Source organism: Priestia sp. TRM10 (assembly GCF_057808375.1).
In genome coordinates, this window is record NZ_JBJZOT010000013.1 from 781,663 (window position 1) to 806,150 (window position 24,488).

A 24,488-nucleotide genomic window follows, 5' to 3' on the forward strand; every position below is an offset into this window, starting at 1 on the left:
TAAATGTAGGAGGTTATTTAGTATGCCATTACATCCCCAAATAAAAAAAGTGTTTGATTTAATGCAAAAATTACCGGCTAAACAGGAAGTCATTCCAGAAGAACAAAGAAAAGCTTATATCCCTATCTTACCTGTTGGAAAACGTGTACAAGTTTATTCAGTTGAAGAAAAAACTATTCCAGTTTCTGAAGCGGATATACCAGTCCGAATCTATACTCCAAAGGAAGAAGGCCCATACCCTCTTCTTATGTATTTTCATGGTGGGGGATTTATTGCAGGAGATTTAGAAAGTTACGACGAGATCGTTCGTCCAATTGCAAGCGAATCTGGTTACAAAGTAATCTCTGTTGGCTACCGTCTTGCTCCTGAACATCCGTTTCCCGCTGGTTTACAAGATTGCTATAATGTAACGAAATGGGCAACAGAACATAAAGAGGAATTAAATTGGGATGGTAAGAATCTTGCTGTTGCAGGGGATAGTGCAGGAGGAAATCTAGCTGCTGCTACCTCCCTTATGGCACGTGTTAAAAAAGAATTCACCATTACGAAACAAGTATTATATTATCCAGCACTAGATCTTGACGCTAGTGAGTTTCGTTACCCATCCCTCATTGAAAATGCAAAAGGTTATGGCTTAGAAAGTGATCAACTAGCCGAATATAATGCTTTCTATTTAGGTGAAAATGCAAATCCTAATAATCCGTTCGTTTCGCCTGTTAAAGAAACAAACTTAGCGAATCTTCCACAGGCGCTTGTGATTACGGCAGAATATGATCCACTTCGCGATGAAGGGGAACTATTTGCAGAAAACTTAAGGAAGTCTGATGTACATGTGGAAACGAAAAGATATGAAGGTGTTGTTCATGGTTTCTTAGGTAAATTCACTCACCTTGATGAATATAGAGATATTTATCAACGTACAGGCGCTTTTTTAAATAAAGAAATTTAATCTATATTGAAGGGTACGATTAGTAGATTTAACTTTCATGTATGTATACGCCTACATATTTTCTTATTTGTTTAAAACTCCTCTCAGACTGTAGACAAAAGCCGGGAATTGACGTTCCGGCTTTTTGTCTTACACTCTTCAATTTTTAGGATCGCTCATCAAGAAATTTCACTGCAAGTTCAAAGGCAGCAATGCGTCTCTGTATTAATGTATGCTGTGAACTGCCTGGTTTTGCCTTATCATAAAACTTACCCAACATCGGAAGCATTCCTGCTAAAACATTTCGTGCTTCCTTGCTTTCTGTCATATCGTATTCAAAAGACTTTTCCTGCCAGACAGAACGCAAAACCGCCAATCCAACCTTTGCGGCTTTTAATCGTTTTATCAATGTTTTACGGGCTGGAACATCTGATGCCATACTATCTAACGCATGCTCAGACTTTCGGATAACGGACTCGAGTGCTGCGATTGCATGGTTTTGTTCTACCGCACTTCCTTCTGACATCGTTCCCTCCTAACATAGCCTATGAAGTCGTTAAGTTCACAGACATTCTGATTTTTTTTAGAGTGATTGCATTAGCGATTATATATTCAATTATATAGGCTGGCAAGGAGGACGCCAAAAAGCTTCATCAATATGTACAAATTCAGGTGAATTGGTTAGTTCCGATCCATACTGAGATGCATGAGCTCTTTTTAGAATATAAGAATCCATGGAAGGAAGAAGAAATGGAGGAACTAATGGAGGTTAGTCAATCTCAAGAGGTGAATAAGGATGAGTGAAACATATTTTCATAATTAATCCACATTGTTGAATAAGCTTTTAGAACAAGGCAGCAATGCGTGGGAAGATTATTTAGTAAAGGGATTTTAGAGGTGGAAGCTGAAGATGAGATTTATAAGAAAATTAGGGGGATAAAAATATGCAAAACATAGTGGAGAGCATCCAACATTGGATAAAAAGATTACCAGAGGAGTACAACTCTATGTCTGAAGAGGAAATTTCTAATCGACCATTACCAAATAAATGGTCTAAAAAAGAGATTTTAGGTCATCTATGTGATTCTGCGATAAATAACATTGAAAGATTTATAAAAATTCAATATGAAGAACCAGTATATAGAATTCAATTGTATAATCAAGACCAATGGGTAGAGGTTCAGGGCTATCAAGATCGATCCCTTGATGAAATAGTAAACCTTTTTCAGACATTAAATAAGCAAGTTGCTACTATTATTAAGAATATATCTGATGAAAAGCTATCCAACATTTGTGATATAGGTAATAATCAACAGCAGACACTAGAGTGGCTTATAAAAGATTATCTAGAGCATATGGAACATCATATTCACAATGGAATCTTAAGTAACTATTAAATAAATCTTTAGTATTTATGTATGAAAAATGGTTGTCAAATCATGAATAAGTATAAATAGGCGAAGGTAAATTAATATTGACATGAAACCAAAAGGTTTTATATAATATGGAAAAGTGAAACCAAAAGGTTTCGTATTTAAAGAGGGAAGTAGGAGAATGAATGGAATATACATTACAAGATATTAAACAAACAGTTGTCATTGAAGCGCCGATCCAAAAGGTATGGGAACAAGTATCTACTGCTGATGGCATTGCAGCATGGTTCATGCCAAATGATTTTTTAGCAGAAGTAGGTCATGAATTCCATTTACAATCACCTTTTGGTCCTTCACCTTGTAAAGTAACAGAACTCGATCCGCCAAACCGTCTTTCTTTTACATGGGATACGGAAGGTTGGTTTGTTTCCTTTATTTTAAAAGAGTTGGAAGAAAAGACTGAGTTCACCCTTATTCACGGCGGTTGGAAACAGCGGGATGAGCTTATGAACAAAGCGAACGAAAAGGCTTCAGTTATTCACGGTAGAATGTCTGGCGGATGGGTAGGAATCCTTGGAAATCTTCGTAGGACTGTGGAGAGCTAAGTGTCTGTATCTCAACAAAAGCACGATGTATTTCAAGCAATTGCTGACCCAACTCGAAGAGAGGTTCTAAGATTACTTGCAGAAAAGGAATTACCTATTTCAGAAATTACATCCCATTTTCCAATTAGTCGCACGGCCATTGCCAAACATCTACGCATCCTTTCAGAAGCTGAACTAGTCAGTGGACGTAAGGTAGGCAGAGAAAAAATATATCGACTGCATCCTGAGCCGTTAACAGAATTAAAGCAATGGCTTGCTTTTTACGAGAAGTTCTGGGAAAACAAGCTTTCTATGTTGAAACATATTGTGGAAGTCCCTGAAGAAAATAGTCTAAAACTCATGAAATCTGAAACTGCAGAAGACCAGGAGAGTTAATTGCCGATCTTTTTTTGTTCCTTAACTAACAATTGCGTTAGTTGAGGAACATCTATATAACCCAAGTAAGAAGAACAGCAATTATAAGATTTTGAATGAGATGAATTACATATACTGTTCCTCTATTTTTTTCTTTGTTGAACTGCATCCCAATTGTTAGACACCACTTACTTTAACAAGTTGGTCGTATTCAAACGCACTTTTCAATGTCAACAATCAGCTAATTCCTTTCATCCTAAAACATTCACCTTTATAATAAAACAAAAGGATTTGAAAATCAGCGACACTATTATTAATATCAGTGAGGAAATTTGGATAGTGCCTGTAAATACTTGGATGGCACCTGTCGCCTTCTAAGAGATGGAATGATATAAGAGGTGGAAGTAAGTGAAAACAGTTGTTGTGATTGGTGGCGGTATAACGGGGTTATCGGCCATGTATGAATTACAAAAATGGAAAAAGGCGAATGGGAAAGATGTCAGGCTAGTTCTGGCTGAAGCGTCCAATCAGCTTGGCGGGAAAATCCGAACAGTCAAACGAAATGGTTTTTTAATGGAAGCAGGTGCAGATTCGATTGTGTCCCGTAAATTAGAAACAATGCCTGTGATTGAAGAACTTGGTTTAGAAAAGGATGTTGTTTACAATGCGACAGGCCGTTCTTATATATATACTGACGGAGAATTAAAGCCCATTCCGGATGATGCTGTCTTCGGAATTCCTGCAAGCATAGAATCGTTGGCGAAGAGCACGCTCGTTTCTGCCGAAGGAAAAGTGGCGGCAATGAAGGATTTGTATACAACTAATAAAATATTTACGAAAAACGATTCTATCGGTTCCTTTCTGGAGTATTTTCTTGGAACAGAGTTGGTTGAAAAACAAATTGCCCCTGTTCTTTCCGGTGTTTATTCTGGAAAACTTAGTGACTTAACCATTGCTTCTACACTTCCGTATTTAATAGATTATAAGGAAAAATACGGAAGTGTTATAAAAGGGCTTGAAGCTAATAAACAGAAATTTAAAGGCGGGGAAAGAAAGTTTCTTTCTTTTCAAAATGGCTTAGATACATTAATTGATGCGTTTGAGGAAAATCTTGTTGATGCTGAGATTTTGAAAAATACCAAAGTCCATAAAATTGAAAAAGAAAACAGCCATTATCGTGTGTATCTAAACAATCAGGAAAGGATTGAAGCGGACTACATCATACTTAGCATTCCACATACAGTTGCTGAATCTTTAATCAATGACCCGGACCTTAAAAACGAATTTGCTGGGTTGAAAAGCAGTTCACTGGTTAGTGTGTATCTTGGCTTTGACGTGCCTGACAGCATCCTGCCCGCGGATGGCACGGGCTTCATCACTGCGAATACTAATGAATTGTTCTGCAATGCTTGTACATGGACAAGCCGAAAATGGGGCCATACCTCAAAATCAGGCAATCTGCTAGTCAGACTTTTTTATAAAAGTAGTCATCCTTCATTCGCTTCATTAAAGAACATGAACAAAGAAGAACTGCTTGAGATTGCCCTAGGCGATATTCACAAAAGCTTGGGAATTGACGCTGAGCCAATAGCCAGTGAAGTAACAAATTGGACAGATCAAATGCCAAATTATTTGATTATCCATCCACAAAGTGTAGAAGCTCTGGAAAGCAAAATGGCAGCCGACTATCCTGGAATCATTCTTGCGGGTTGTTCCTATTACGGAGTAGGCATCCCTGACTGCATCAAAAACGGAGGGGATTCAGCAAGGAAGCTTATACAAATGTTTTAATATAGAAAGAGGAGGTGCTCCTAAAAGTTATACTTTTGGGTCACCTTCTTTTTTTGTTTATGCAAAATTTAGTTACTTTACCCGATTAGGAATTATAAGTAGGTTTTACCTAATTTTGTTTTAAAGTTACATTCGCATAAAACTTTAAATCTTATTTATCGGATAGCGTACCTTTAGGTATAGAATTCAATGAACAGTTATATTTATATCCAAAAGAAAATAGATTAGATAGAGTGACAAAGGGCTTTCAAGCATGAATAACAAAACAGAATTTGTAGAACAAATAGGGCTGATAATAAAAGTAAAGAGAGGAAAACCAAATGAAAAAGATTACAATGGGACAAAGCAATAGCGGCTTCTCCAAAACAGGGCTGAGCAGAATGCGCGATGTGCTTGCAAGGCATGTCGAGTCCGGGAAGATTCCTGGGCTCGTCGCCCTGGTCAGCCGGTACGGTGAGACGCACGTCGAAGTGATCGGCACGATGCGCCATGACGGTGGCACACCGATGCGCCGGGACACGATTTTCCGGATGGCGTCCACTTCAAAGCCGGTCGCGGTCGCGCCGGTGATGATCCTGCTCGACGAGTGCAGGCTGCGGCTGGACGATCTGGTAGAGACGTGGCTGCCCGAACTCGCCGACCGGCGGGTACTGAAACGGGCTGACGGCCCGCTTGAAGACACCGTGCCGGCGCGGCGGCCGATCACTGTACGGGACCTGTTGACCTCCACGTTCGGGCTCGGCATGGATATGACGTCGCTGGGCACTCCGATCATGAACGCGATCTTCGAGCAGGGGCTTACGCCCAATCTACCGGAGCCGATGCCCGAGCCGGATGAGTGGATGCGCCGCCTTGGCACGCTTCCGCTGATGCACCATCCCGGAGAGCGCTGGCAGTACCAAATCAGCAATGATCTACTCGGCGTGCTTGTCGCCAGGGTCACGGGCCAGTCGTTTGAGACGTTTCTGCGCGAACGCATTTTCGACCCCTTGGGCATGAAGGACACCGGTTTCTACGTGCCTGTCAACAAGATTGACCGGCTGCCAACCCTCTACGCCCCTGACCCGCAGACCGGAGAGTTCATAGTTTGGGACGAAGCCAAGGAGGGACGCTACAGCCAGCCTCCAGCGTTCCAGGGCGGCGGAGGCGGACTGGTCTCCACCGTCGACGACTACCACGCCTACTTCCGGATGCTGCTGAATCACGGGATGCACGGGACCGAACGGATCCTATCCCGCCCCGCCGTCCAGTTGATGACCACCAACCGCCTCACGCCCGAGCAACAAGCCGCCCGAAACGCCATGGCCCGCAACAACGTCCATGTGTCATTCGGCCAAGGGCAGCACGGCGGCTGGGGCTTTGGGATGGCGGTGCGTACCTACCGTGGTGACTACGCGTCCATCGGCCAGTTCGGCTGGGACGGCGGAAGCGGCACCGCGACGTACGCTGACCCGGAAAAACAGCTCACCGGAATTCTGCTCACCCAGGTCGGAGCGTCCACTCCAGATTCATCGCGGCTTATCCATGACTTCTGGACCTTGGTCTATCAGGCAATCGAAGACTGATACCGAGCTCGCGGTTCGTTGTTCGTTTAAAGAAAGGCCGGTTAATTTCATCGATCTTATTGGGAAAGAACCGTGACCCGACGCGGAGTTGGTTGGATGAAGTGGAAGCGGGCAGGGGCATGGCCGCACGTTCTATGAGGTCTATTCAAAGCTTGCAATCATCGAGAGATCTAACGAGGTCACCAATAAATAATTTCCAATTTAATTACATCTACATTGCGGCTAGTGTCAGCTTTGCTGGTACTAACCCAAGTAGTAATTTCCGATAACAAAGATTATATTAACTATGTTTATATATCATATACAATCTATAAAATAGAAAAAACCTACTGTTTCGGGGACAGTAGGTTTTTTTCTGCTTTTTCAACATCTAAAATTTTAATCTACATAAATATTGTATTTGGTAATAGGACAAGAAAAATGTTCATTAAATAAATTGAAAAGATTATAAAAAGAGAGAGAGTAGTGAGGATTAGAAAGGGGGAAAGAATTTGTTTAAAAAAGGGTTTATACTCTTTATTTTGGTTTTCCTGGTATTTTTTAGTGCAGGGGGAATTACTAGTTCTGCAGCAAGCAGTAAATTTATCATTGTTAATAAGGCAAACAATCAGCTTGCTTATTATGAAAATAGCCATTTGAAGAGAGTCTTTAAAGTGGGAACAGGGAGAACGCCCTCTTTAACACCGGAAGGTACATTTAAGATTGTGAACAAGATTGTGAATAGACCTTACTATACGGGAAACATCCCAGGGGGCGATCCAAGAAATCCCCTTGGGAACCGATGGCTTGGTTTGAATGCACGCGGAACATGGGGTACAACTTATGCGATTCATGGTAATAGTAATCCGAGTTCAATTGGTTATTATGTAAGCAGTGGATGTATTCGTATGTATGATAATGATGTAGAGTGGTTATTTAGCCAAGTGCCAACCAATACAACGGTTATCATCACAACTTCCGGAAAATCATTCGATTCTATTGCAATAGCATATGGACTTATAGGATCAAGCAATAATAACAATGGATCAACACCAGGACCTTCTACCGGAACTATTTTAAAGAAAGGCAGTCGAGGTAGCCAAGTGCAAATTCTTCAGCGTAAGTTAACGTCTCTTGGATATAGCACCAAAGGAGTAGACGGAATTTTTGGTGCGAATACCGATCAGGCTGTTCGTCAATTTCAAAAAGCACGCCATTTAACAGTAGATGGAATTGTGGGGCCTGCAACAAAAAAAGCACTTGGAATTTGATAAAGTGAGAAGATAAATAACTTTTTGAAAAGGGATAATGAATTTCAACCAATGAGGAAAGATGTTGAAAGAAACAAAAGGTTATATTGTATATTCAGAAAAATTCACTTCTCTTTTATTATATTCAATTGAGGTTGGGTAACTAGATGCCTAACCTTCTTTAATGCTTATAATCTTCATTATGTAAACTAAAGTTGCATAGAACATTGATTATATAAGGAAGAATAATTTAGTTTATATGGTATTATGTTGTGTTTTCATGGAGGGAGAAGTTTATTGATAAATGAACCAATATCTAGTCTTCCATTTGTTTCTTATCTCTCTGTGATAGGTGGTCTTATCGGGTTATTTACCTCAATTTATAAATCTATACATTTTTGACAAGTTTCTTCTTATTATATTATCCTTGCTAAAACTAATCTCATGTTCCTTCACTAATTTATAATAGGTTTTCTTTAAATAACTAAAAGGACATTTATTTACTTTTCTCAATAGAGACAGTAAAAGAAACAGGCTTATTGTCATGTTCTTTTTACTGTCTTTTATTTTAGCAACAATATCTGTTTTAAAAATGTCTGTAAAAGTATCCTTTTACAGACATTATTTATTAAACAAATTTCCTTTTGAAAAATGCTTTTTCTCTGAAAGTGAATAGCTGCTAAGCAAAAATAAAATTGAATTAGACCAAAAAACAGGGGAGAATCCAAATAAGGATCCCAATGGACTTAAAATAATAGGTACAAGAAATTGAACAGATTTATTAATTGTAAGACGTATTCCTAACACTTCTCCTGTACGACCTTGAGGAGACGCATTATAGGCCATTACAATTGATAAAGGCTGACAGCAACCTAGTCCTAATCCCATAATAAAGGAAGAAATCATTAATAATAATGGATTGGTGAATATAGGGATGAGAAGAAAGGCTATAGCAGAGACAAATAGACAGCCGCTTAAAATACTCTCTTCTTTAAATCTATCTACTAATGGTTTCATTAATAAGCGTGAGAGGATATAAGCTATAGCGTTACAGCTTAAAATAATTCCAATAAGTGAGGCGGAAAGATGAATACTTTTAGCATATACAGGGAAATAAAACTCATACATTCCTACCCCAGTTAAAATGATGCCACTAGTAATATAAGTTTTTCTAAGTGAACGATTAAAAAGTAATTCTCTAAAATTATTCTTTTCTTCAATTGGTGGAGTTAAAGGTCTTGGTAAATGGATAATATTGAACATAATAAAAACTCCAGGCACAATAGCAAAAATAGCTAGTAGTAAATAAGTTTGAGAGAAACTAAGATGATCAATAGAAAAACCCGTAAGTAAAGGACCTAAAAAATTAGAAATTGAAACACCTAAACTAAATACAGCGAAATGATGTGAACGAGTTTTTTTATTACTTAAAGCCCCGATTAAATTTTGAACTGTTACAATAGTGAAAATTTGAAACAGTCCAAATAAAGATTGTGACAGTAAAAGAACAAATAACTGATTTTCATAGAAATAGGGTAATAGTAAGGAAATCCCTGTTCCCATTGTCCCCATAATAAACAAGAAGCGATAGCCCCATTGATCTGATAACCTCCCTGCATAACTTGCAAAAAACATAGGAAAGAGAGAAGTTGCTGCTACAATGATCCCTAAATAAGTGGGTGAAGCATGAAGATCTACAGCATATAAAGTGACGAGCACAGTATTTCCTCGTACACTTGTTTGAAAGATGAGAAATAAAAGTACAATGATATAAAGTATCATATAGCTAATCTCCTTACGAATAAAAGAAGAAACCAAGACTTTTATATAATGCTTGGTTTCTTAAAATATTATTTATCTAAATAAAATTCCCGATATTAATCCTTTTTCCAAAACATTTTATTTTTCACTCTATAGTAATTGACATTATTCGTCTATAGTAAGAGCTTTATTTTATAAGAATTACGGATTGATTTCTCCTAATCCTGTTTTTTCTTCCTCATCCTCTGCTAGGTTTTAATATCCCTTTTAAGTAAACGACCCTTATCTAAATATTAAATGTTTAAGTTTGCTATACTGTATTCTAATTTATTCACTTTATATTTTCATATATTGAGTTCAAGATGGACATGTAAATCCATAAAGGCCCAACGCTTGAAAAAACACAAAATTGTTAAACAATATTGTGTTTAAATTGTAAATTACTTCGATTATTCTGTCAATTATAAATGGATATAAAAAGGTTTTAATTCTTTAAAGAGAAATTTGAACGTCTCTAATGATTTTAATAATTTATATACTATAACCTCATATCTTCAGTTTTCAAAGAACAACTTATATAGGAATATTATAGCATGTGAACAAGTGTTCCCATGCGTGAAAAGGCAATTCATCTCCCACTTATTTTTTGGCGTTTCCCTGCACAAAATTAAAGTGGGAGTCTTCTCGCCTAAAAGGATAAAATGTGTGATAACCTAGTGTTCCTTTCTAAGTCTATAAAAATCAATGGTTTCTGATTATTCAAACTTCCATTGACAGCGAGGAAAAACTTAATTATAATCAAAATTGTTAAACAATATTGTTCAGTTAAAAGGGGATGTTGAAATGTTTAATAATGAACAAGTAAGGGATGTAGCACATTTAGGGCATGTAGAATTACTAACGCCGAAAATAGAAGATAGTCTAAAATTCTTTACAAATATTCTAGGAATGGAAGAAGTAAAGAGGGAAAAACAATCCGTATACTTAAGAGCGTGGAATGATTATGAATTGTATAGTTTAAAGTTAACAGAAGATAATAAGGCAGGCTTAGGGCATATGGCGATGAGAACATATAGTCCAGAAGCGCTAGAGAGAAGAGCAAGATCTATAGAAAGAACGGGTTATGGACTTGGCTGGACGGAAGGTGATATTGGCCATGGCAAGAGTTATCGTTTCACTGACCCAGATGGTCATGTAATGGAAATATATTATGAAACAGAAAAATATGTTCCGCCCGCTCATTTAAAACCATCATTAAAGAATCAACCTCAAAAGTATACTGCTCGAGGGGTAGGGGTGAAGCAACTTGATCATATTAACTTGCTTGCTTCAAATATAGATAAAAATAGTACATTCATGCGTAATGAAGTAGGCTGTAAATTAAGTGAACAAATTGTTCTTAATAATGGGGAACAGGCTGGAGCTTGGCTGCATCTTACTAACAAAGCATATGAAATTGCTTACACCCTAGATAGTACAGGAGAGAAAGGAAGATTACATCATCTTACGTTTAATTTAGAAAGTCGTGAAGCGGTTTTGAGAGCGGCTGATATTTTCTTAGAGAATGGGGTGTTTATAGAATTTGCTCCAAGTAAGCATGCTATACAACAAACCTTTGCCACATATGTATATGAACCAGGTGGAACAAGAATCGAGATATGCACAGGTGGATACTATATTACAGCCCCAGATTGGGAACCAATTACTTGGACAGAAGAAGATCGAGCAAAAGGACAAGCATGGGGAAATAAAACCGTCTCTACATTCCATACGTATGGTACACCAGTAGTAAATAGATAAATATTTAGAAGTGTTTCGAACTCAAATCTGTAAGCGTTGTCAAATTTTGAGTTCGAAACACGGTATATGATAACCCGTAGATTTATCAAAATATAATAGCGGAGGAGAATATTTATGAACGTGCATGCTCTGCAAAGGTTTCTTGATGAAAGTAAATTTAAGCGCTTTCATTATTGTTTGGTATTTTGGTGTTTGTTTATCATTTCATTTGAAGGTTATGATTTAGTTGTTTACGGATCTGTCGTACCTGTTTTAATCAAGGAATGGTCCTTATCAACTATACAAGCAGGTATCATTGGAAGTTATGGTTTGTTTGGGATGATGTTCGGTTCTATCATCCTAAGTATGTTAGCAGATCGATTCGGAAGAAAAAAACTTTTAATTGTATCTGTCATCTTTTTTAGTGGCTTTACAACATTATCTGGATTTGCAAATGATCCTGTCTGGTTCTCATGGTGTAGATTTCTTGCTGGGATTGGATTTGGCGGGGCTTTACCTACAGTTATAACAATTTTGACTGAATATATTCCTAAAGAGCAACGAAATAAAGCTATTACTCTAGTGCTTTGTGGAAATCAAGTCGGAGGGATGTTAGCACCAGCTGTTACTGTGTTGTTTATGCCTTCTATTGGCTGGCGTTCTGTTTTGTGGTTTTCCATTATTCCATTGTTTGTAATTCCTTTAATGAACAAAGTTCTACCAGAATCGATTCATTTTCTTACTCGAAATGAAAAGTTAGATGTGATTGAAAAGACGTTTCATAAAATAGATAAAAGCTATAAAGAAAAACTTAAAAGTGAATACAATGATGTGAGAGATGCAGAGAGTGGAAGTACAGGTATGTTTATTTCAAAATTATTCAAGAATAAACTTGCACTAAGCACTTTCCTTTTTTGTGCGGTATATTTTATGAGTTTATTAATGATTTATGGACTAAATACTTGGTTACCTAAATTAATGGAACAATCTGGTTATCCTCTTTTGTCGAGTTTGAGTTTTGCTATTACCTTAAACGGTGGGGCACTAGTAGGAACCATTTTATTAGGTATCATTGCAGACCGAAAAGGTTCTAAGAAATTATTAATGGGGATGTACGTGCTTGGAGCATTGTGTCTTGCATTGCTTGGCATAAAAGGTAACACTTTTTTTCTTTATTCTTTAGTAAGTATTACAGGGCTTTGTACAATGGGAGCTCAAAGCCTGTTAAACGCCTTTGTATCACAGTATTATCCTAATGATGTACGTTCTACAGGTATTGGTTTAGCAAACGGTGTTGGAAGATTAGGTGGAATGCTTGGACCTACTTTAGGTGGAATGTTGCTCACATTTAATATTTCTACGAGTTTATGCTTTATCACTTTTGCCCTTCCTGGAGTATTTGCTTGTGTCTTTCTGTTCTTTGTGAAGAAAAAACCTACTAGTATCTCTTTGACATATCAAGAGAATATAAAAGTTAATTTTAATGATTCAAAATAACGATTCATGTTTACTTAATATACAAAAATATTCTGTCATGATCCCCAACACAGTTATTAAACAATTGTATTGGGGATTTTGTAAGAAATACATATCAATAAAAAGAATAACGACTATTCCCCCGCAACTTGTTTCGCTATATAGTCATTTCCTAATATTTTATTTTTTGATAGAGTAAAGTCGCTTATAACCGTTTTAAATTTTTCTCCTCTTCATAGTGAATATTTATTTGAAGAATGACTCCTTCTTCCTCAGTAAAATGATGTTATATCATCATCCTTCTTTTTATAATAGCTGTCTCTTCTGAAGGGGGGTTATCGCCGAAGTTTTTTCATCTTTTCTTTTTTATAAGAATGTATCTAAAGTACTTACATAGTGTTTTATTCATTACGTGATTAAAAGCAACAGTGGTCTTTAGATGATGCAAAGGAACTCACAAGATAAGCCTAAAGCATCATCTTGTGATGATAATAGTACTATTCATCATGGTGGATCTGACAAAAGTATGTTTTATCATTGCGACCAATTGGACTAATCAAGTTAAAATAATAGTATATTATGATTAATTGTTCAACAATATTGTTTTGAATTGTTCAACAATGTTGATATAATACAATTATAAAATTAAGTAAAGAGGGATTAATGTATGAGTAGACCCACGGAGAACGCTTATCAATTTATAAAGGAAAAAATATTAGATGGGAGTTATAGACCATCCCAAAAATTAACAGAAATTGAACTTTCTGAAGTCATTGGGGTTAGCCGAAATACAATTAAAAAAGCCTTATTAAAACTAGAACAAGAAAATTTAGTAGAGATTGAAAAGAACAAAGGGGCATTTATCAAGTCATTTACTTTGGAAGAGATGATAAATTATTTAGAAATTCGTGAGGTGTTAGAGGGATTAGTAACCCGCACAGCGACAAAAAATATTAGTGATATTGAACTAGAGAAGCTGGAAGAAATATTGGAACAGATGTATTTATACTTAAAACAAAATCAGTTTGACGAGTATTCTAATTTAAATAAAGAATTTCATCAAATTATATATCAGGCATCTAAAAATCCGCAAGCAGTTAAAATTTTAAATGTCATTAGAACTCAATTATCAAGATATCACTTTAGAACAATTTTAATTCCAGGAAGAAATGAAAGTTCTTTTCAAGAGCACAAAAGAATTTTTGAAGCATTAAAAATTCGCGATGAAAAGTTATCTCAAGAAGCAGTAACAGATCATATTGCAAATGTTCGTACTACAATCAAGGAGAACTTTTCATTATTATTATGATTCAATTCAATTCAAAGTGAGGGCAACCTCACTTTTTTTTATGATAATGATTACAATAGTTGCTTTTGAAATCATTAATAGCTATTTATCACCTTGGATAACGCGATGAATAAGAACCATTATCCAGAAGTCGTTATAAAAAATATTTAGTATGTTTTTATAGGAATAGCCGTTTATAAAGAACGGGTCATTCTTAATTCCTCACAATCGTTAGAAAGATCGCTCACAACTTTTTCTTTAGTTATTCTTCATGTTAATCCCATAATAGTAAAACTCCGAATTCTATGTTTTTACTAGCATTAAAAGAAGGATAAAAAAACTCTCCTATACTACTCACAAATATCACATAGATGGCTAGTGTCCTCTTATTTCGAACCCTTTCGTTTTTCTTATACTGAAAATGAATATTGACAAGAATGAAACCGTATTCTATACTAAACGTGTAAACAAAATTGTTGAACAATATTGAGTATCAAATTCGTTTTTTAGAACTTAATCAAAGAATTTAGGGGGATGGAAAATGGTTGATAAGAATACGAATCTATTAGTTGTAAGTGCACACGCTGCAGATTTTGTGTGGAGAGGTGGCGGTACAATCGCTAAGTACGTGAGTCATGGAGCGAACGTATCGCTTGTTATTTTAAGTTATGGAGCAAGAGGAGAATCAAACGATCTTTGGAATATTGAAGGACAAACGTTGGAAGGTGTAAAAGCTCATCGACAAGGAGAAATTGAAGCAGCCGCAAAATGCCTAGGGGTTGAAAATTTTGAAATTTGGGATTATCAAGACTATCACATGGAAATCAATTCAGAGCGAATGGATCGCCTAGTTCGTAAAATTAGAGAAGTAAAACCTCATCATATATTAACTCACGGACCTAGAGATGCCTTTAATCCTGATCATGAAACAGTCTCTAAATTTGTATTTGATGCAAGTGTTTTATCAACTTCGAATGGAGTTAGATTAGAGGGAACAGAAAGAACAAAACAAGCTAGTATCTTTGGTTTTGAACCACACCAATCGGAAATTAGTGATTTTAAACCAGAAGTGATTATTGACATAACTGAAACGTATGAGCAAAAGCAAGCAGCTATGAATTGCTTTAAAGCACAGAACCATTTAATTAATTATTATGGAGCAAAGGCACAACTACGCGGGAATCATGCTCGCAGATGTTCGGGAAATAATGAATATAAATATGCTGAAGCATTTAGTCGTTTCTTCCCTTATGTTGGGGGTGAATTCATCTAATGGAAAAATACGTTGTAAAGAATATTACAAGACCTGACGCAACACTTATTGAAAAATATAAGAAACTTGATGTTTCAACTGTTTATGAAGCACAAGGTAAGATTGGACTTATGAATAATAGTTTGAAGCCTATTTTAGAGAAAACGCTAGTCTGCGGCCCTGCAGTAACGGCTGTTTGTCATGCAGGAGATAACTTAATGATTCATGCTGCAATTGAAGTTTGTAAACCAGGTGATGTTCTCGTTATTACAACTGTAGGCGAGGGAGTAGCAGGTATGATTGGGGAATTAATTGTTTCTGCCTTAATTAAACGAGGGGTTCAGGGTGTTATCATCGATTCAGGAATACGAGATGTAGCTCAAATTCGTGAATTGGGTTTTCCGGTTTGGACGAGAGCAGTATTATCTCAAGGAACGACTAAGACAAGAGGTGGTTGGGTAAATGCACCTACTGTTTGTGCCGGAGCTTCTGTTGATCCAGGCGACTTGATCATGGCGGATGAGGATGGCGTTGTTGTTGTGAAAAAAGCAGATTTTCAGTCTACATTAGAGTTATCAAAACAACGTCTCCAAAAAGAAGAGGGAACAAAGCAGAAAATTGCACGGGGAGAAATAAGCTTAGACTTCTACAATCTTAGACCAACGCTTGAAAAAGAACAGGTTGTTTATTATGAAGATGAAGATGAGTTTAAAAAGAAATGTCTAAAATCAAATGAATTAAATGGATAGAGAATTGGTGAATTTTGAAAAGGGGCGAATGGACAGATGGCAAAACGTCAAGTTTTACATGTGAAAGGATCTAATCATCAAAACCCAATACCAACGGCAGTAAAGATAGGCAATATGGTATATACGTCAGCAATCATTGGCTCTGACCCAGAAACAGGAAAAATGCCAGAAAGCATTGAAGAAGAGGTAGCTAATCTTTTTCATTATATGAGAGAGATTATGGAGCTTGCTGGGGGAACGACCGACGATATTGCTCACCTAAGCGTTTCATTAACTGATCGTGAATATAAGAAAATTGTTAATGTAGAGTGGCTGAAGATGTTTCCGAATGAAGATGATCGTCCGGCAAGACATAGTACTGTTCAAAAACTAAGAGACGGACTTAGAGTGCAAATTGAAATGACAGCAGTTTTGTAATATCTAACATAAAGAAAGTAGTCATTCAATCCCTACCTTATGCAAGGTGGGGTTCTTTTTGTTCATAAAATCTATGAGCAAATGAGCGTTAACAGATTGGAAAATAAGAAAAAATTCTTTTGACAAATCGTATACATTTGTATACAGTGAAAATATAAAAAGTGTATACAAACGTATACGAAAGGGTGTTTATGAATGAAGGATTTTAAGGATCATATGAAAAGTGAAAAGCATCGAGGAGGTCATAAAAGAGGGCATCATCATGGTGCTAAAACATTTCGAAGAGGTCGAGCATTAGATTTTTTAGAAAGACTACATATAAAACGAACAACATTAAAACAACAGCTTGATTCACCAGAATATGCAGAAATTAAGCAAGTTATTCTTGGTGAGTTGAAAGCGATTGAGTTAGTTATTGATGAATTTATGAAACATTTTGAGCTCCATGAAACCGAGGAGAGAGAGCTCTCTAGAGAGAAAACAGAGAAAGAAGAAAAATAATGATTTTATTGAAAAAACAAATTCTAGCTCAAGGAGACGAATGAAAATGAGTGGACTAAAAGGATACATAAAACCTTATTGGAAATTCGTTATTCTCGGCCCTCTTTTTATGTTGTTTGAAGTGTTCTTTGATTTACTACAGCCAAAGTTAGCCGCTTATATTGTAAACAATGGAGTAGTAGAGCGGGATTTCAATGTTATCGAACATACAGGAATACTCATGGTTTTAGTAGCATTGCTTTCCTTAATAATGGGGGTCGGATGTAACATCTTTGCAAGTCGTGCGTCGCAAAATATTGGGGGAGATATTCGAGCAGATTTGTATAAGAAAGTGCAAACCTTCTCATTTCAGGATATAGATAAGTTTAAATCAGGATCTTTAATTACGCGTATGACAAATGATGTTGTGCAAGTTCAAACATTAGTGCAAGTTGCGCTTCAAGGTCTTGTTCGAGCACCATGTTTACTCATTGGTAGCGTCATTATGGCGTTATTGATGAACCTTCGGCTTGGTCTTATTTTGCTTGGGACTCTTGTTGTTCTTATTGGTGTTCTGATTGTCCTTATGCGTTTTTCTTATCCGCTGTTTTCAAAAGTTCAACAAAAACTAGATATGGTAAATACGAGAATACAAGAAAACCTAGCAGGCATTCGTGTTGTAAAAGCTTTTGTACGCTCAGGTTATGAAACAAATAGATTTCAAAAAGTTAATAGAGATTACACGCAAAGCTCAATAAAAGCTTCACGTTTTATTGCCTTGAATTCTCCTATTATGACGCTCATTATGAACGTTTGTCTTGTTGGCATTCTCTTATATAGTGGTCCTCTTGTTTGGAGAGACTCTTTTAAAGTAGGAGACTTAGTTGCTTTTGTTAACTATGTGGCCCAAGCTCTTTCTTCGTTAATTATGGTAAGCGGTAGATTGATGGACGTGTCTCGTGCGAATGTATCAGCTCAACGTATACAGGAGGTTTTGTCTACTGAACCTAGTATTGTAGACGCTAAAAGTGAGAAAAGATCTTTACTTCTAGGAGAACATATCTCATTTAAACATGTAAACTTTTCGTACAATAATAGCAAAAAAGGAGAGGACTCAATATTACGAGATATCAACTTTGAGGCTTCTCGAGGAGAGACTGTGGCTATTATCGGCTCTACAGGAGCTGGAAAATCAACGCTTGTGCAGTTAATTCCAAGGTTGTATGATGTGACATCAGGTTCTGTTGTTATCGATGGGAGAGATATTCGAAATATTCCGCTTGCAGAACTTCGACACAATATTGGAATGGTTCTTCAAGATTCCTTTTTATTCACAGGATCTATAAGAGATAATATTTCACTTGGTAAAGTAGATGCAAAAGAAGAAGACATTATAGAGGTTGCTAAAATCGCTCAAGTACATGATTTTATCTCCAAACTACCTCATGGTTATGATACAAAGGTCGGCCAAAAAGGTGTTAATTTATCTGGAGGCCAAAAGCAGCGTATTTCAATTGCTAGAACACTGTTAATTAAGCCATCTATTTTAATTATGGATGATAGTACAAGTGCTTTGGATTCTGAAACAGAAAGAAAATTGCGCGATGCTTTAAAAGGATTAATAAAGGATAATATAACATTCATCATTGCACAGCGAATCTCATCTTGTATAGATGCTGAAAAGATTCTCGTAATGGAAGAGGGAACGATTGTAGGAAGCGGTACACATCAAGAGCTATTAGAGAATTGTACGGTTTACCAAGATATTTATCGCTCTCAGTTTGGTGAAAGGGAGGTGTCTTATGAGCACAAATAATCATGGGGGTTCCAAAGACGTTACTAACCTAGCACAAATGGGGTTTCAGTCTGGTAAAGGTCCGCGACCAGGCACAATTAAAGGTGAAAAATCTAAGGATGTAAAAGGAACATTACGTAGAATATGGCAGTATTTAAAAAAGCAACGCCGTAGTTTGTTGTCAGTTATCGTCTACACTGCGATAACTTCCCTTTTGCTGCTTCTCGGTCCATATCTTATCGGGAAAATGATTGATAACTATATTGTTCCACATCAATGGAACGGACTTGTGAAAATGAGTTTTGTTTTATTAGGAATTTATGTCCTTGGGGCAGTATTTACATGGCTTCAACAATATACGGCTGCAAGTTTATCACAAGAAACAGTACGAGAAATGCGGCAAGATTTATTTGAGAAATATCAAGCATTGCCAGTTAAATTTTTTGATCAGAAGACACATGGCGAACTAATGAGCCGAACAACAAATGATATTACAAATGTGTCGAATACCCTGAATCAAACGGTCATTCAACTTATTTCAAGCATCTTTATGTTAGTTGGTAGTATTGTAATGATGCTTAGTTTAAGTCTCCCGATGACACTTGTTACAATGCTTACTGTGCCAATCATTGTATTCATTACAAAGAAAATTACCAAATATACGCGTCGCTATTTTTCAGAGCAGCAAAAAAGTTTAGGAGAAGTGAACGGGTTTGTGCAGGAGAGTATTTCAGGATTAAGAGTTGTTAAAGGATTTGGAAGAGAAGATAGATTTATTGAAGAATTTCAAGACATGAATGAGAACCTAAGATCAGTTGGAATTAAAGCTCAAAGTCTTTCCGGCTCAATGGGTCCTATTATGAATACGATGCGCAACTTCAGTTTTTTAATTATTGCGGTAAGCGGTGGAATCTTTGCTTATCACGAGATGATTACAATTGGTATTATTGTTAGTTTTCTTAACTATTCCAATCAATTTAGTCAGCCGCTTAACCAGCTCGCTAACCAATATAATATGCTTCAATCTGCTATTGCAGGAGCTGAACGCGTATTTGAAATACTAGATATGAAGTCTGAGGATGGGGAAGAAAGTAATGCAGGCTCTCATTCAGAATTTAAAGGGGACGTTAAGTTTAACAATGTGCATTTCAGTTACAATGAGGATGTAGCCATATTAAAAAATCTGTCGCTACACGCTAGACCTGGTCAAAAGATTGCTCTAGTCGGTCCAACTGGGGCAGGGAAAACAACGATTATTAATCTATTAACTCGTTTTTATGATATTCAATCAGGACAGATTTTAATCGATGGAAAAGACCTGTATACATTAGACAAGAAAGAGATAAGAAAACAAATTGGTCTTGTCTTGCAAGATGCTTATGTGTTTTCTGGGACGATCCTGGAAAATATTCGGTATGGTCGTCTAGATGCAACAGACAAGGAAGTAGAAGACGCTGCAAGGCTTGCTAATGCAGATTCTTTTATAAGAAAGCTGCCTAATGGATATAACACCTCCCTAAGCGCGGAAGGAAGTAATTTAAGTCAAGGACAAAGACAGCTGTTAACAATTGCTCGAGCCCTGCTTGCGAATCCTTCTATCCTTATATTAGATGAGGCAACAAGCAGTGTTGATACAAGAACAGAGCTTCATATTCAAGAAGCAATGAAAACTCTAATGAAGGGAAGAACAAGCTTTGTAATTGCTCATCGACTTAGTACAATTAAAGATGCAGATATTATTCTCGTTATTAATGACGGCAAGATTATGGAACAGGGATCACATGAAGAGTTATTAGAGAAGGATGGATTTTATGCTAACCTTTACAATAACCAACATAGTCAGGTTATGTGAGAAATCAGACGGACGGCTGAAAGAAGATAAAGTAGAAGAGCTAGACAGTTATTGTCTAGCTTTTTTTATAATGGACCATGAACTAGCTTCCACTTATCAAAATTAAACATGAACGCATTGAGAAAGGTATTCTATCAAAAAATTTGCTGACCTTAAAAAAATCGGTAAGTACATATAGCATGAACAATCATATAAGAGAGGGATGATAGATTAAATAATTAAATATTGACAGGAGAATAAAAGGAATATAACATGAATATAGTTTAGTTAACTTAACTTAATTATTTTATTTAAGTGAAAAAATCTGAAAATAACGTGTTTCTACAAGGAGATTTCTAAATGTATACTTTGTCAAAAAATAAAAAATTTATGTTTATTTTAGGTGCTGAACTTTTTTCAGTATTAGGTTATTCCATGTTTCTCCTTACTATATCTTGGTATGTAGTTGATCAGTTAAAACAACCGCAATATATGGGACTTCTTTTAGCCGTTGCCTCGTTGCCACGTATGTTCACAATGATAGTAGGAGGAGTAATGGCTGATCGCATCCAAAAGTCTAAAATTCTTTTTAGCACAGGAATAGCCAAAACCATTCTTATAGGGTTTCTCCTTTATGCTTATCTTGATGGAAATCTTACATTTTCTATCCTCTTAGTTGTTTCATTTCTACTTGGTTGTTTGGATGGACTATTTTTTCCTGCTTTGTCTTCATTAATACCAGTGCTAGTAGAGAAAAAGGAGCTTCAAGGCGCAAATACAATGATCCATAGTTCTCAAGAGTTAGTTTTTTTAATAGGTCCAGTTCTTGCGGGAGCTTTAATTAACTACTATTCCTTTTCTGTTACTTTTATCATAAGCATGATTAGTATGTTCATTTATTCATTACTTGTTTTTCCCTCTATAATTAAGGATGAAAAACCTTTGTCAACTGGGGAAAAAAGTACAGTTTTTAGAGAACTTCAAGAAGGGTATAACTACGTTCGGGCTTCACCCTTATATATAGTAGGAATCGGAATTATCATTGTCATTAATTTCTTCATTTTTGGACCTCTTTTTCTAAGCTTACCTCTATTAGCGAAAGAAGAGGGAGGGACAGCTCTTCATTTAAGCTTTCTAGAGGCAGGTTTTTCAATAGGTTCTCTCGTAGCTACAGTGATTTTACTGATCGTTACCCTTCATAAAAATCGTGGGAAGGTAACATTATATTCATTAATAACAAGCGCCATTCTTATGTGTGTGTTCAGTCAAATCCCTTCTATATGGGGCCTCATTCCAATGGTAAGTTTAATTGGTTTCCTAGGCTTCATGACCTTTATACCAACAGATGTGATGATTCAAGAGCACACAGATTCAAAAATAATGGGAAGAGTCATGGGGATTGTTTTCTTAGCTCAAACAGCCTTCAACCCTATTTCTCAGACGTTGTTTTCCTTTTTAATGACATTAGGTATTTCCGTTCGCTACTTATTATTTGGATTTTCTACTATGGGAGTGGTTTTTTCTCTCTTTATCTTTATGAAGGCTAAGAATTGGCGTATGATGCATTAATCATCTTAAATTGGTTTTAATAAAGGGGAGGTAACAATTGTAAGATAAATTACACTGTTAGGAAGGAAAAGAACCTTAATTAGTGTATAAAATGTCATAGGGCTAGTATGAAGTTACTTACCAAGGGAATATACTATATCAAACTAGAAGGCGTAATATATGAAAAACTTCCTCTCTCAAACATTGAAAGAGGGATTTTTTTATGTAGGGTATTTTATCCTGAATTTGTAGTACGTAAATGTTGAGAAGGGTTAACTCTCTGAATGGAGTAGACGTCATCTAATATTCATGGTTATAATCTATTTTTCTATATCATTATCCTTATAAACATGCCCAATAATGTGCTACTTAAAACTTTCTACAACTAGAGAGAAGTACCCCAAACTATACGCTTATATTTTGACCAGCCAATCCGTACCTTTGTGAGATTCATGGGTAGGGCGAGGAGATGTTTTAGTTTTCTATTGTATAATATATCCACTATAAGGGAGGGGATAAGAAGTGTTAAGTATCAATCATATTTGTTTTTCAGTTTCAGATTTAGAAGCATCTATAAACTTTTATAAAAACGTACTTCAAGCTAAATTACTTGTTAAAGGAAGAAAGGTAGCTTATTTCGATTTAAATGGTTTATGGATAGCTTTAAATGCAGAGGAAGATATTCCAAGAAATGAAATTCAACATTCTTATACTCATATTGCGTTTACAGTGAATGGCAAAGAATTTGAAGGTTTTAAAAAGGTACTAATCAAAAATAACGTTAATATTTTACCTGGGAGGGAAAGAGACGAGAGAGACAAAAAATCTATATACTTTACAGATCCTGATGGCCATAAATTTGAATTTCATACAGGGAGTTTACAAGATCGTTTAGAGTATTATAAAGAAGATAAAACACACATGGAGTTTTATATTTAAATTGCTAACTTTTCTAGTGAAAATCATTTAAGAAACAAAGAATTCCATTTCTTCTTTAGAAAGAGAACAACTATATTGAGCTATATTAAGAACTATAATTCTGAGATATAAAATAATAGAAAATAGTATTCTCCTATGTAAAACGAAAAGCCTTACTTCCATGAAAACGAAAAGCCTTACTTCCATGAAAACGGGAAGTAAGGCTTTTTTAGTGATCTAATGTTCTTTGATGGAAGACTTTATTGCATAGGAGACTCATGCGTTTATTTTTTGAGCACTTCTTTCCCGTATACGTTTCATATCTTCTCTTGGTGGAAATCCAAACATGCGAGAATACTCCCGGCTGAACTGTGAGGGACTTTCATAGCCGACTCGGAAGGCTACTTCACCAGCATCTGATGACTCTGCTAATAATAGGCGCCGGGCTTCTTGCAGTCTCAACTGTTTTTGAAACTGAATAGGACTCATCGCTGTGACTTCTTTAAAATGACGGTGAAATGACGAAACGCTCATATTTGCTCTTTCAGCGAGATCTTGAATGCGCAGAGGGGCATCATAGTGATGGATAATATGTTCAATAACATCTCTGATTTTGTAAGTGTCACTGCCTTCTATTGCGATTTGTTCAAGTGTAGTACCATGCTCACCTTTTAGGATCTTATACAGAATTTCCTTCATGAATAGGGGGGCAAGCATTGGAATGTCTTCTGGACTGTCTAATAGACGAACTAGCCTTGTAACCGCATCTAGTAGAGATGGTTCTGTTTGACTAACAAATAAAGCTCGCTTTGGATCTTTCCTATGTCGAACTTGATTTTCGCAGCTGTTCAAAACATCTAAAATTTGATTTGGCGTAAATTCAAGTTTGAGAGCTAAATATGGAGCATGTGAAGAAGCTTTTATAACTTGCCCTGTCACAGGTAAGTCAACAGATGACACAAGGTAATCAGCAGGACCGTATTTAAAGCGTTCTTGTGCTAGAAGCACTTCTTTTTCACCTTGAACAATAATGCAAAAAGAGGGCTTGTAAACAACATGAAGCGGCTCAGTAATATTGGATTCGTTAATGAAAAATAGTGATGGGATAGAGGTCTGATAAACACCGTCTTGCTTTGAATAACGCTTAATAATTCTTGCAAGCTCATCATTTTGTTTATATACGTGTTCAAACATAGCATTCTCCTTATTCCTTCATTCTTACTAGCTTTATTATAAAGTATATTTGTTCATTGTATAAATAGCTGTGAGAGGATTAGGCAAATATTTGCGATAAATGTGATAACGGTTTTTCCCTTGTTTATTTCATAATAAGAATACGAAAACAAATA

Annotated in this window: 21 protein-coding genes; 18 read left to right on the forward strand and 3 right to left on the reverse strand. The window is 36.4% G+C overall.

Translation table 11 applies throughout. From position 1 onward, the window contains the following. Positions 1 to 22: 22 nt before the first annotated feature. The gene (locus tag ACK3CR_RS15150) at positions 23 to 949 is read left to right on the forward strand and encodes an alpha/beta hydrolase (protein ID WP_488975680.1); all 927 of its coding nucleotides are present in this window, start codon (positions 23 to 25) and stop codon (positions 947 to 949) included. Between the two features lie 145 nt (positions 950 to 1,094). Here ACK3CR_RS15150 and ACK3CR_RS15155 read toward each other — a convergent pair whose 3' ends face one another. Then, a complete protein-coding gene (locus tag ACK3CR_RS15155) occupies positions 1,095 to 1,454 on the reverse strand; it encodes a hypothetical protein (protein ID WP_243511948.1) in 360 nt (119 codons plus the stop codon). Between the two features lie 418 nt (positions 1,455 to 1,872). On the opposite strand from ACK3CR_RS15155, the gene ACK3CR_RS15160 reads away from it, so the two are divergent. From ACK3CR_RS15160 to ACK3CR_RS15185, 6 genes are all read left to right on the forward strand, one after another. Further along, on the forward strand, positions 1,873 to 2,325 hold the full coding sequence (locus tag ACK3CR_RS15160; protein WP_243511945.1) for a DinB family protein: 453 nt from the start codon (positions 1,873 to 1,875) through the stop codon (positions 2,323 to 2,325). Positions 2,326 to 2,486: 161 nt separating this feature from the next. Next, positions 2,487 to 2,906 carry an SRPBCC family protein gene (locus ACK3CR_RS15165; protein ID WP_243511934.1) on the forward strand — a complete coding sequence of 140 codons (420 nt, stop codon included), beginning with the start codon at positions 2,487 to 2,489 and terminating at the stop codon, positions 2,904 to 2,906. Then, positions 2,907 to 3,281, forward strand: coding sequence for an ArsR/SmtB family transcription factor (locus ACK3CR_RS15170; protein WP_243511931.1), 375 nt, complete (start codon positions 2,907 to 2,909; stop codon positions 3,279 to 3,281). A gap of 387 nt (positions 3,282 to 3,668) precedes the next feature. Then, positions 3,669 to 5,051, forward strand: a complete 1,383-nt coding sequence (gene hemG, locus ACK3CR_RS15175) for a protoporphyrinogen oxidase (RefSeq protein ID WP_430239029.1) — start codon at positions 3,669 to 3,671, stop codon at positions 5,049 to 5,051. 320 nt (positions 5,052 to 5,371) lie between these two features. Then, positions 5,372 to 6,616, forward strand: coding sequence for a serine hydrolase domain-containing protein (locus tag ACK3CR_RS15180; RefSeq protein WP_488975681.1), 1,245 nt, complete (start codon positions 5,372 to 5,374; stop codon positions 6,614 to 6,616). A gap of 491 nt (positions 6,617 to 7,107) precedes the next feature. Then, positions 7,108 to 7,866, forward strand: a complete 759-nt coding sequence (locus ACK3CR_RS15185) for a L,D-transpeptidase family protein (protein WP_488975682.1) — start codon at positions 7,108 to 7,110, stop codon at positions 7,864 to 7,866. Between the two features lie 600 nt (positions 7,867 to 8,466). Here ACK3CR_RS15185 and ACK3CR_RS15190 read toward each other — a convergent pair. Beyond that, positions 8,467 to 9,627, reverse strand: coding sequence for an MFS transporter (locus tag ACK3CR_RS15190; protein ID WP_488975683.1), 1,161 nt, complete (start codon positions 9,625 to 9,627; stop codon positions 8,467 to 8,469). Positions 9,628 to 10,449: 822 nt separating this feature from the next. Between ACK3CR_RS15190 and ACK3CR_RS15195 the strand changes: the two genes are divergently transcribed. The 11 genes from ACK3CR_RS15195 to fosB all read left to right on the forward strand — a co-directional run bounded on the left by ACK3CR_RS15195 (position 10,450) and on the right by fosB (position 23,160). Then, positions 10,450 to 11,406, forward strand: a complete 957-nt coding sequence (locus ACK3CR_RS15195) for a catechol 2,3-dioxygenase (protein WP_488975684.1) — start codon at positions 10,450 to 10,452, stop codon at positions 11,404 to 11,406. Between the two features lie 114 nt (positions 11,407 to 11,520). After that, the gene (locus ACK3CR_RS15200; RefSeq protein ID WP_488975685.1) at positions 11,521 to 12,882 is read left to right on the forward strand and encodes an MFS transporter; all 1,362 of its coding nucleotides are present in this window, start codon (positions 11,521 to 11,523) and stop codon (positions 12,880 to 12,882) included. A 646-nt stretch (positions 12,883 to 13,528) separates the two neighbouring features. After that, entirely contained in the window at positions 13,529 to 14,170 is a 642-nt protein-coding gene (locus tag ACK3CR_RS15205) for a GntR family transcriptional regulator (RefSeq protein WP_488975686.1), read from the forward strand. Between the two features lie 520 nt (positions 14,171 to 14,690). Further along, positions 14,691 to 15,422 (forward strand): PIG-L deacetylase family protein, encoded by a 732-nt coding sequence (locus ACK3CR_RS15210; RefSeq protein WP_488975687.1) that lies wholly within the window; start codon positions 14,691 to 14,693, stop codon positions 15,420 to 15,422. Next, positions 15,422 to 16,150, forward strand: a complete 729-nt coding sequence (locus ACK3CR_RS15215) for a 4-carboxy-4-hydroxy-2-oxoadipate aldolase/oxaloacetate decarboxylase (protein WP_488975688.1) — start codon at positions 15,422 to 15,424, stop codon at positions 16,148 to 16,150. Before ACK3CR_RS15210 ends, ACK3CR_RS15215 begins: the two co-directional genes overlap by 1 nt. Positions 16,151 to 16,186: 36 nt before the next feature. Beyond that, positions 16,187 to 16,567: a RidA family protein gene (locus tag ACK3CR_RS15220; RefSeq protein ID WP_480380779.1), complete on the forward strand. Its 381-nt coding sequence runs from the start codon at positions 16,187 to 16,189 to the stop codon at positions 16,565 to 16,567. A gap of 195 nt (positions 16,568 to 16,762) precedes the next feature. Then, positions 16,763 to 17,068, forward strand: a complete 306-nt coding sequence (locus tag ACK3CR_RS15225) for a hypothetical protein (RefSeq protein ID WP_243511902.1) — start codon at positions 16,763 to 16,765, stop codon at positions 17,066 to 17,068. 46 nt (positions 17,069 to 17,114) lie between these two features. Further along, the gene (locus tag ACK3CR_RS15230; protein ID WP_243511899.1) at positions 17,115 to 18,863 is read left to right on the forward strand and encodes an ABC transporter ATP-binding protein; all 1,749 of its coding nucleotides are present in this window, start codon (positions 17,115 to 17,117) and stop codon (positions 18,861 to 18,863) included. Next, entirely contained in the window at positions 18,850 to 20,694 is a 1,845-nt protein-coding gene (locus ACK3CR_RS15235) for an ABC transporter ATP-binding protein (RefSeq protein WP_243511894.1), read from the forward strand. The genes ACK3CR_RS15230 and ACK3CR_RS15235 overlap by 14 nt, the downstream gene beginning before the upstream one ends. Before the next feature lie 339 nt (positions 20,695 to 21,033). Beyond that, the gene (locus tag ACK3CR_RS15240; RefSeq protein ID WP_488975689.1) at positions 21,034 to 22,242 is read left to right on the forward strand and encodes an MFS transporter; all 1,209 of its coding nucleotides are present in this window, start codon (positions 21,034 to 21,036) and stop codon (positions 22,240 to 22,242) included. A gap of 501 nt (positions 22,243 to 22,743) precedes the next feature. After that, on the forward strand, positions 22,744 to 23,160 hold the full coding sequence (fosB, locus tag ACK3CR_RS15245) for a FosB/FosD family fosfomycin resistance bacillithiol transferase (protein ID WP_243511851.1): 417 nt from the start codon (positions 22,744 to 22,746) through the stop codon (positions 23,158 to 23,160). A gap of 255 nt (positions 23,161 to 23,415) precedes the next feature. On the opposite strand, the gene ACK3CR_RS15250 is transcribed toward fosB, so the two are convergent. Next, positions 23,416 to 24,333: an AraC family transcriptional regulator gene (locus ACK3CR_RS15250; protein WP_243511835.1), complete on the reverse strand. Its 918-nt coding sequence runs from the start codon at positions 24,331 to 24,333 to the stop codon at positions 23,416 to 23,418. Positions 24,334 to 24,488: the final 155 nt, after the last annotated feature.

What these genes read in the sequence shown, in the direction of transcription:
- ACK3CR_RS15150 (WP_488975680.1), top strand. Translation starts at nt 23, where the DNA reads ATGCCATTACATCCCCAAATAAAAAAAGTGTTTGATTTAATGCAAAAA.
- ACK3CR_RS15155 (WP_243511948.1), bottom strand. Translation starts at nt 1,454, where the DNA reads ATGTCAGAAGGAAGTGCGGTAGAACAAAACCATGCAATCGCAGCACTC.
- ACK3CR_RS15160 (WP_243511945.1), top strand. Translation starts at nt 1,873, where the DNA reads ATGCAAAACATAGTGGAGAGCATCCAACATTGGATAAAAAGATTACCA.
- ACK3CR_RS15165 (WP_243511934.1), top strand. Translation starts at nt 2,487, where the DNA reads ATGGAATATACATTACAAGATATTAAACAAACAGTTGTCATTGAAGCG.
- ACK3CR_RS15180 (WP_488975681.1), top strand. Translation starts at nt 5,372, where the DNA reads ATGAAAAAGATTACAATGGGACAAAGCAATAGCGGCTTCTCCAAAACA.
- ACK3CR_RS15190 (WP_488975683.1), bottom strand. Translation starts at nt 9,627, where the DNA reads ATGATACTTTATATCATTGTACTTTTATTTCTCATCTTTCAAACAAGT.
- ACK3CR_RS15195 (WP_488975684.1), top strand. Translation starts at nt 10,450, where the DNA reads ATGTTTAATAATGAACAAGTAAGGGATGTAGCACATTTAGGGCATGTA.
- ACK3CR_RS15200 (WP_488975685.1), top strand. Translation starts at nt 11,521, where the DNA reads ATGAACGTGCATGCTCTGCAAAGGTTTCTTGATGAAAGTAAATTTAAG.
- ACK3CR_RS15205 (WP_488975686.1), top strand. Translation starts at nt 13,529, where the DNA reads ATGAGTAGACCCACGGAGAACGCTTATCAATTTATAAAGGAAAAAATA.
- ACK3CR_RS15210 (WP_488975687.1), top strand. Translation starts at nt 14,691, where the DNA reads ATGGTTGATAAGAATACGAATCTATTAGTTGTAAGTGCACACGCTGCA.
- ACK3CR_RS15215 (WP_488975688.1), top strand. Translation starts at nt 15,422, where the DNA reads ATGGAAAAATACGTTGTAAAGAATATTACAAGACCTGACGCAACACTT.
- ACK3CR_RS15220 (WP_480380779.1), top strand. Translation starts at nt 16,187, where the DNA reads ATGGCAAAACGTCAAGTTTTACATGTGAAAGGATCTAATCATCAAAAC.
- ACK3CR_RS15225 (WP_243511902.1), top strand. Translation starts at nt 16,763, where the DNA reads ATGAAGGATTTTAAGGATCATATGAAAAGTGAAAAGCATCGAGGAGGT.
- ACK3CR_RS15230 (WP_243511899.1), top strand. Translation starts at nt 17,115, where the DNA reads ATGAGTGGACTAAAAGGATACATAAAACCTTATTGGAAATTCGTTATT.
- ACK3CR_RS15235 (WP_243511894.1), top strand. Translation starts at nt 18,850, where the DNA reads ATGAGCACAAATAATCATGGGGGTTCCAAAGACGTTACTAACCTAGCA.
- ACK3CR_RS15240 (WP_488975689.1), top strand. Translation starts at nt 21,034, where the DNA reads ATGTATACTTTGTCAAAAAATAAAAAATTTATGTTTATTTTAGGTGCT.
- ACK3CR_RS15250 (WP_243511835.1), bottom strand. Translation starts at nt 24,333, where the DNA reads ATGTTTGAACACGTATATAAACAAAATGATGAGCTTGCAAGAATTATT.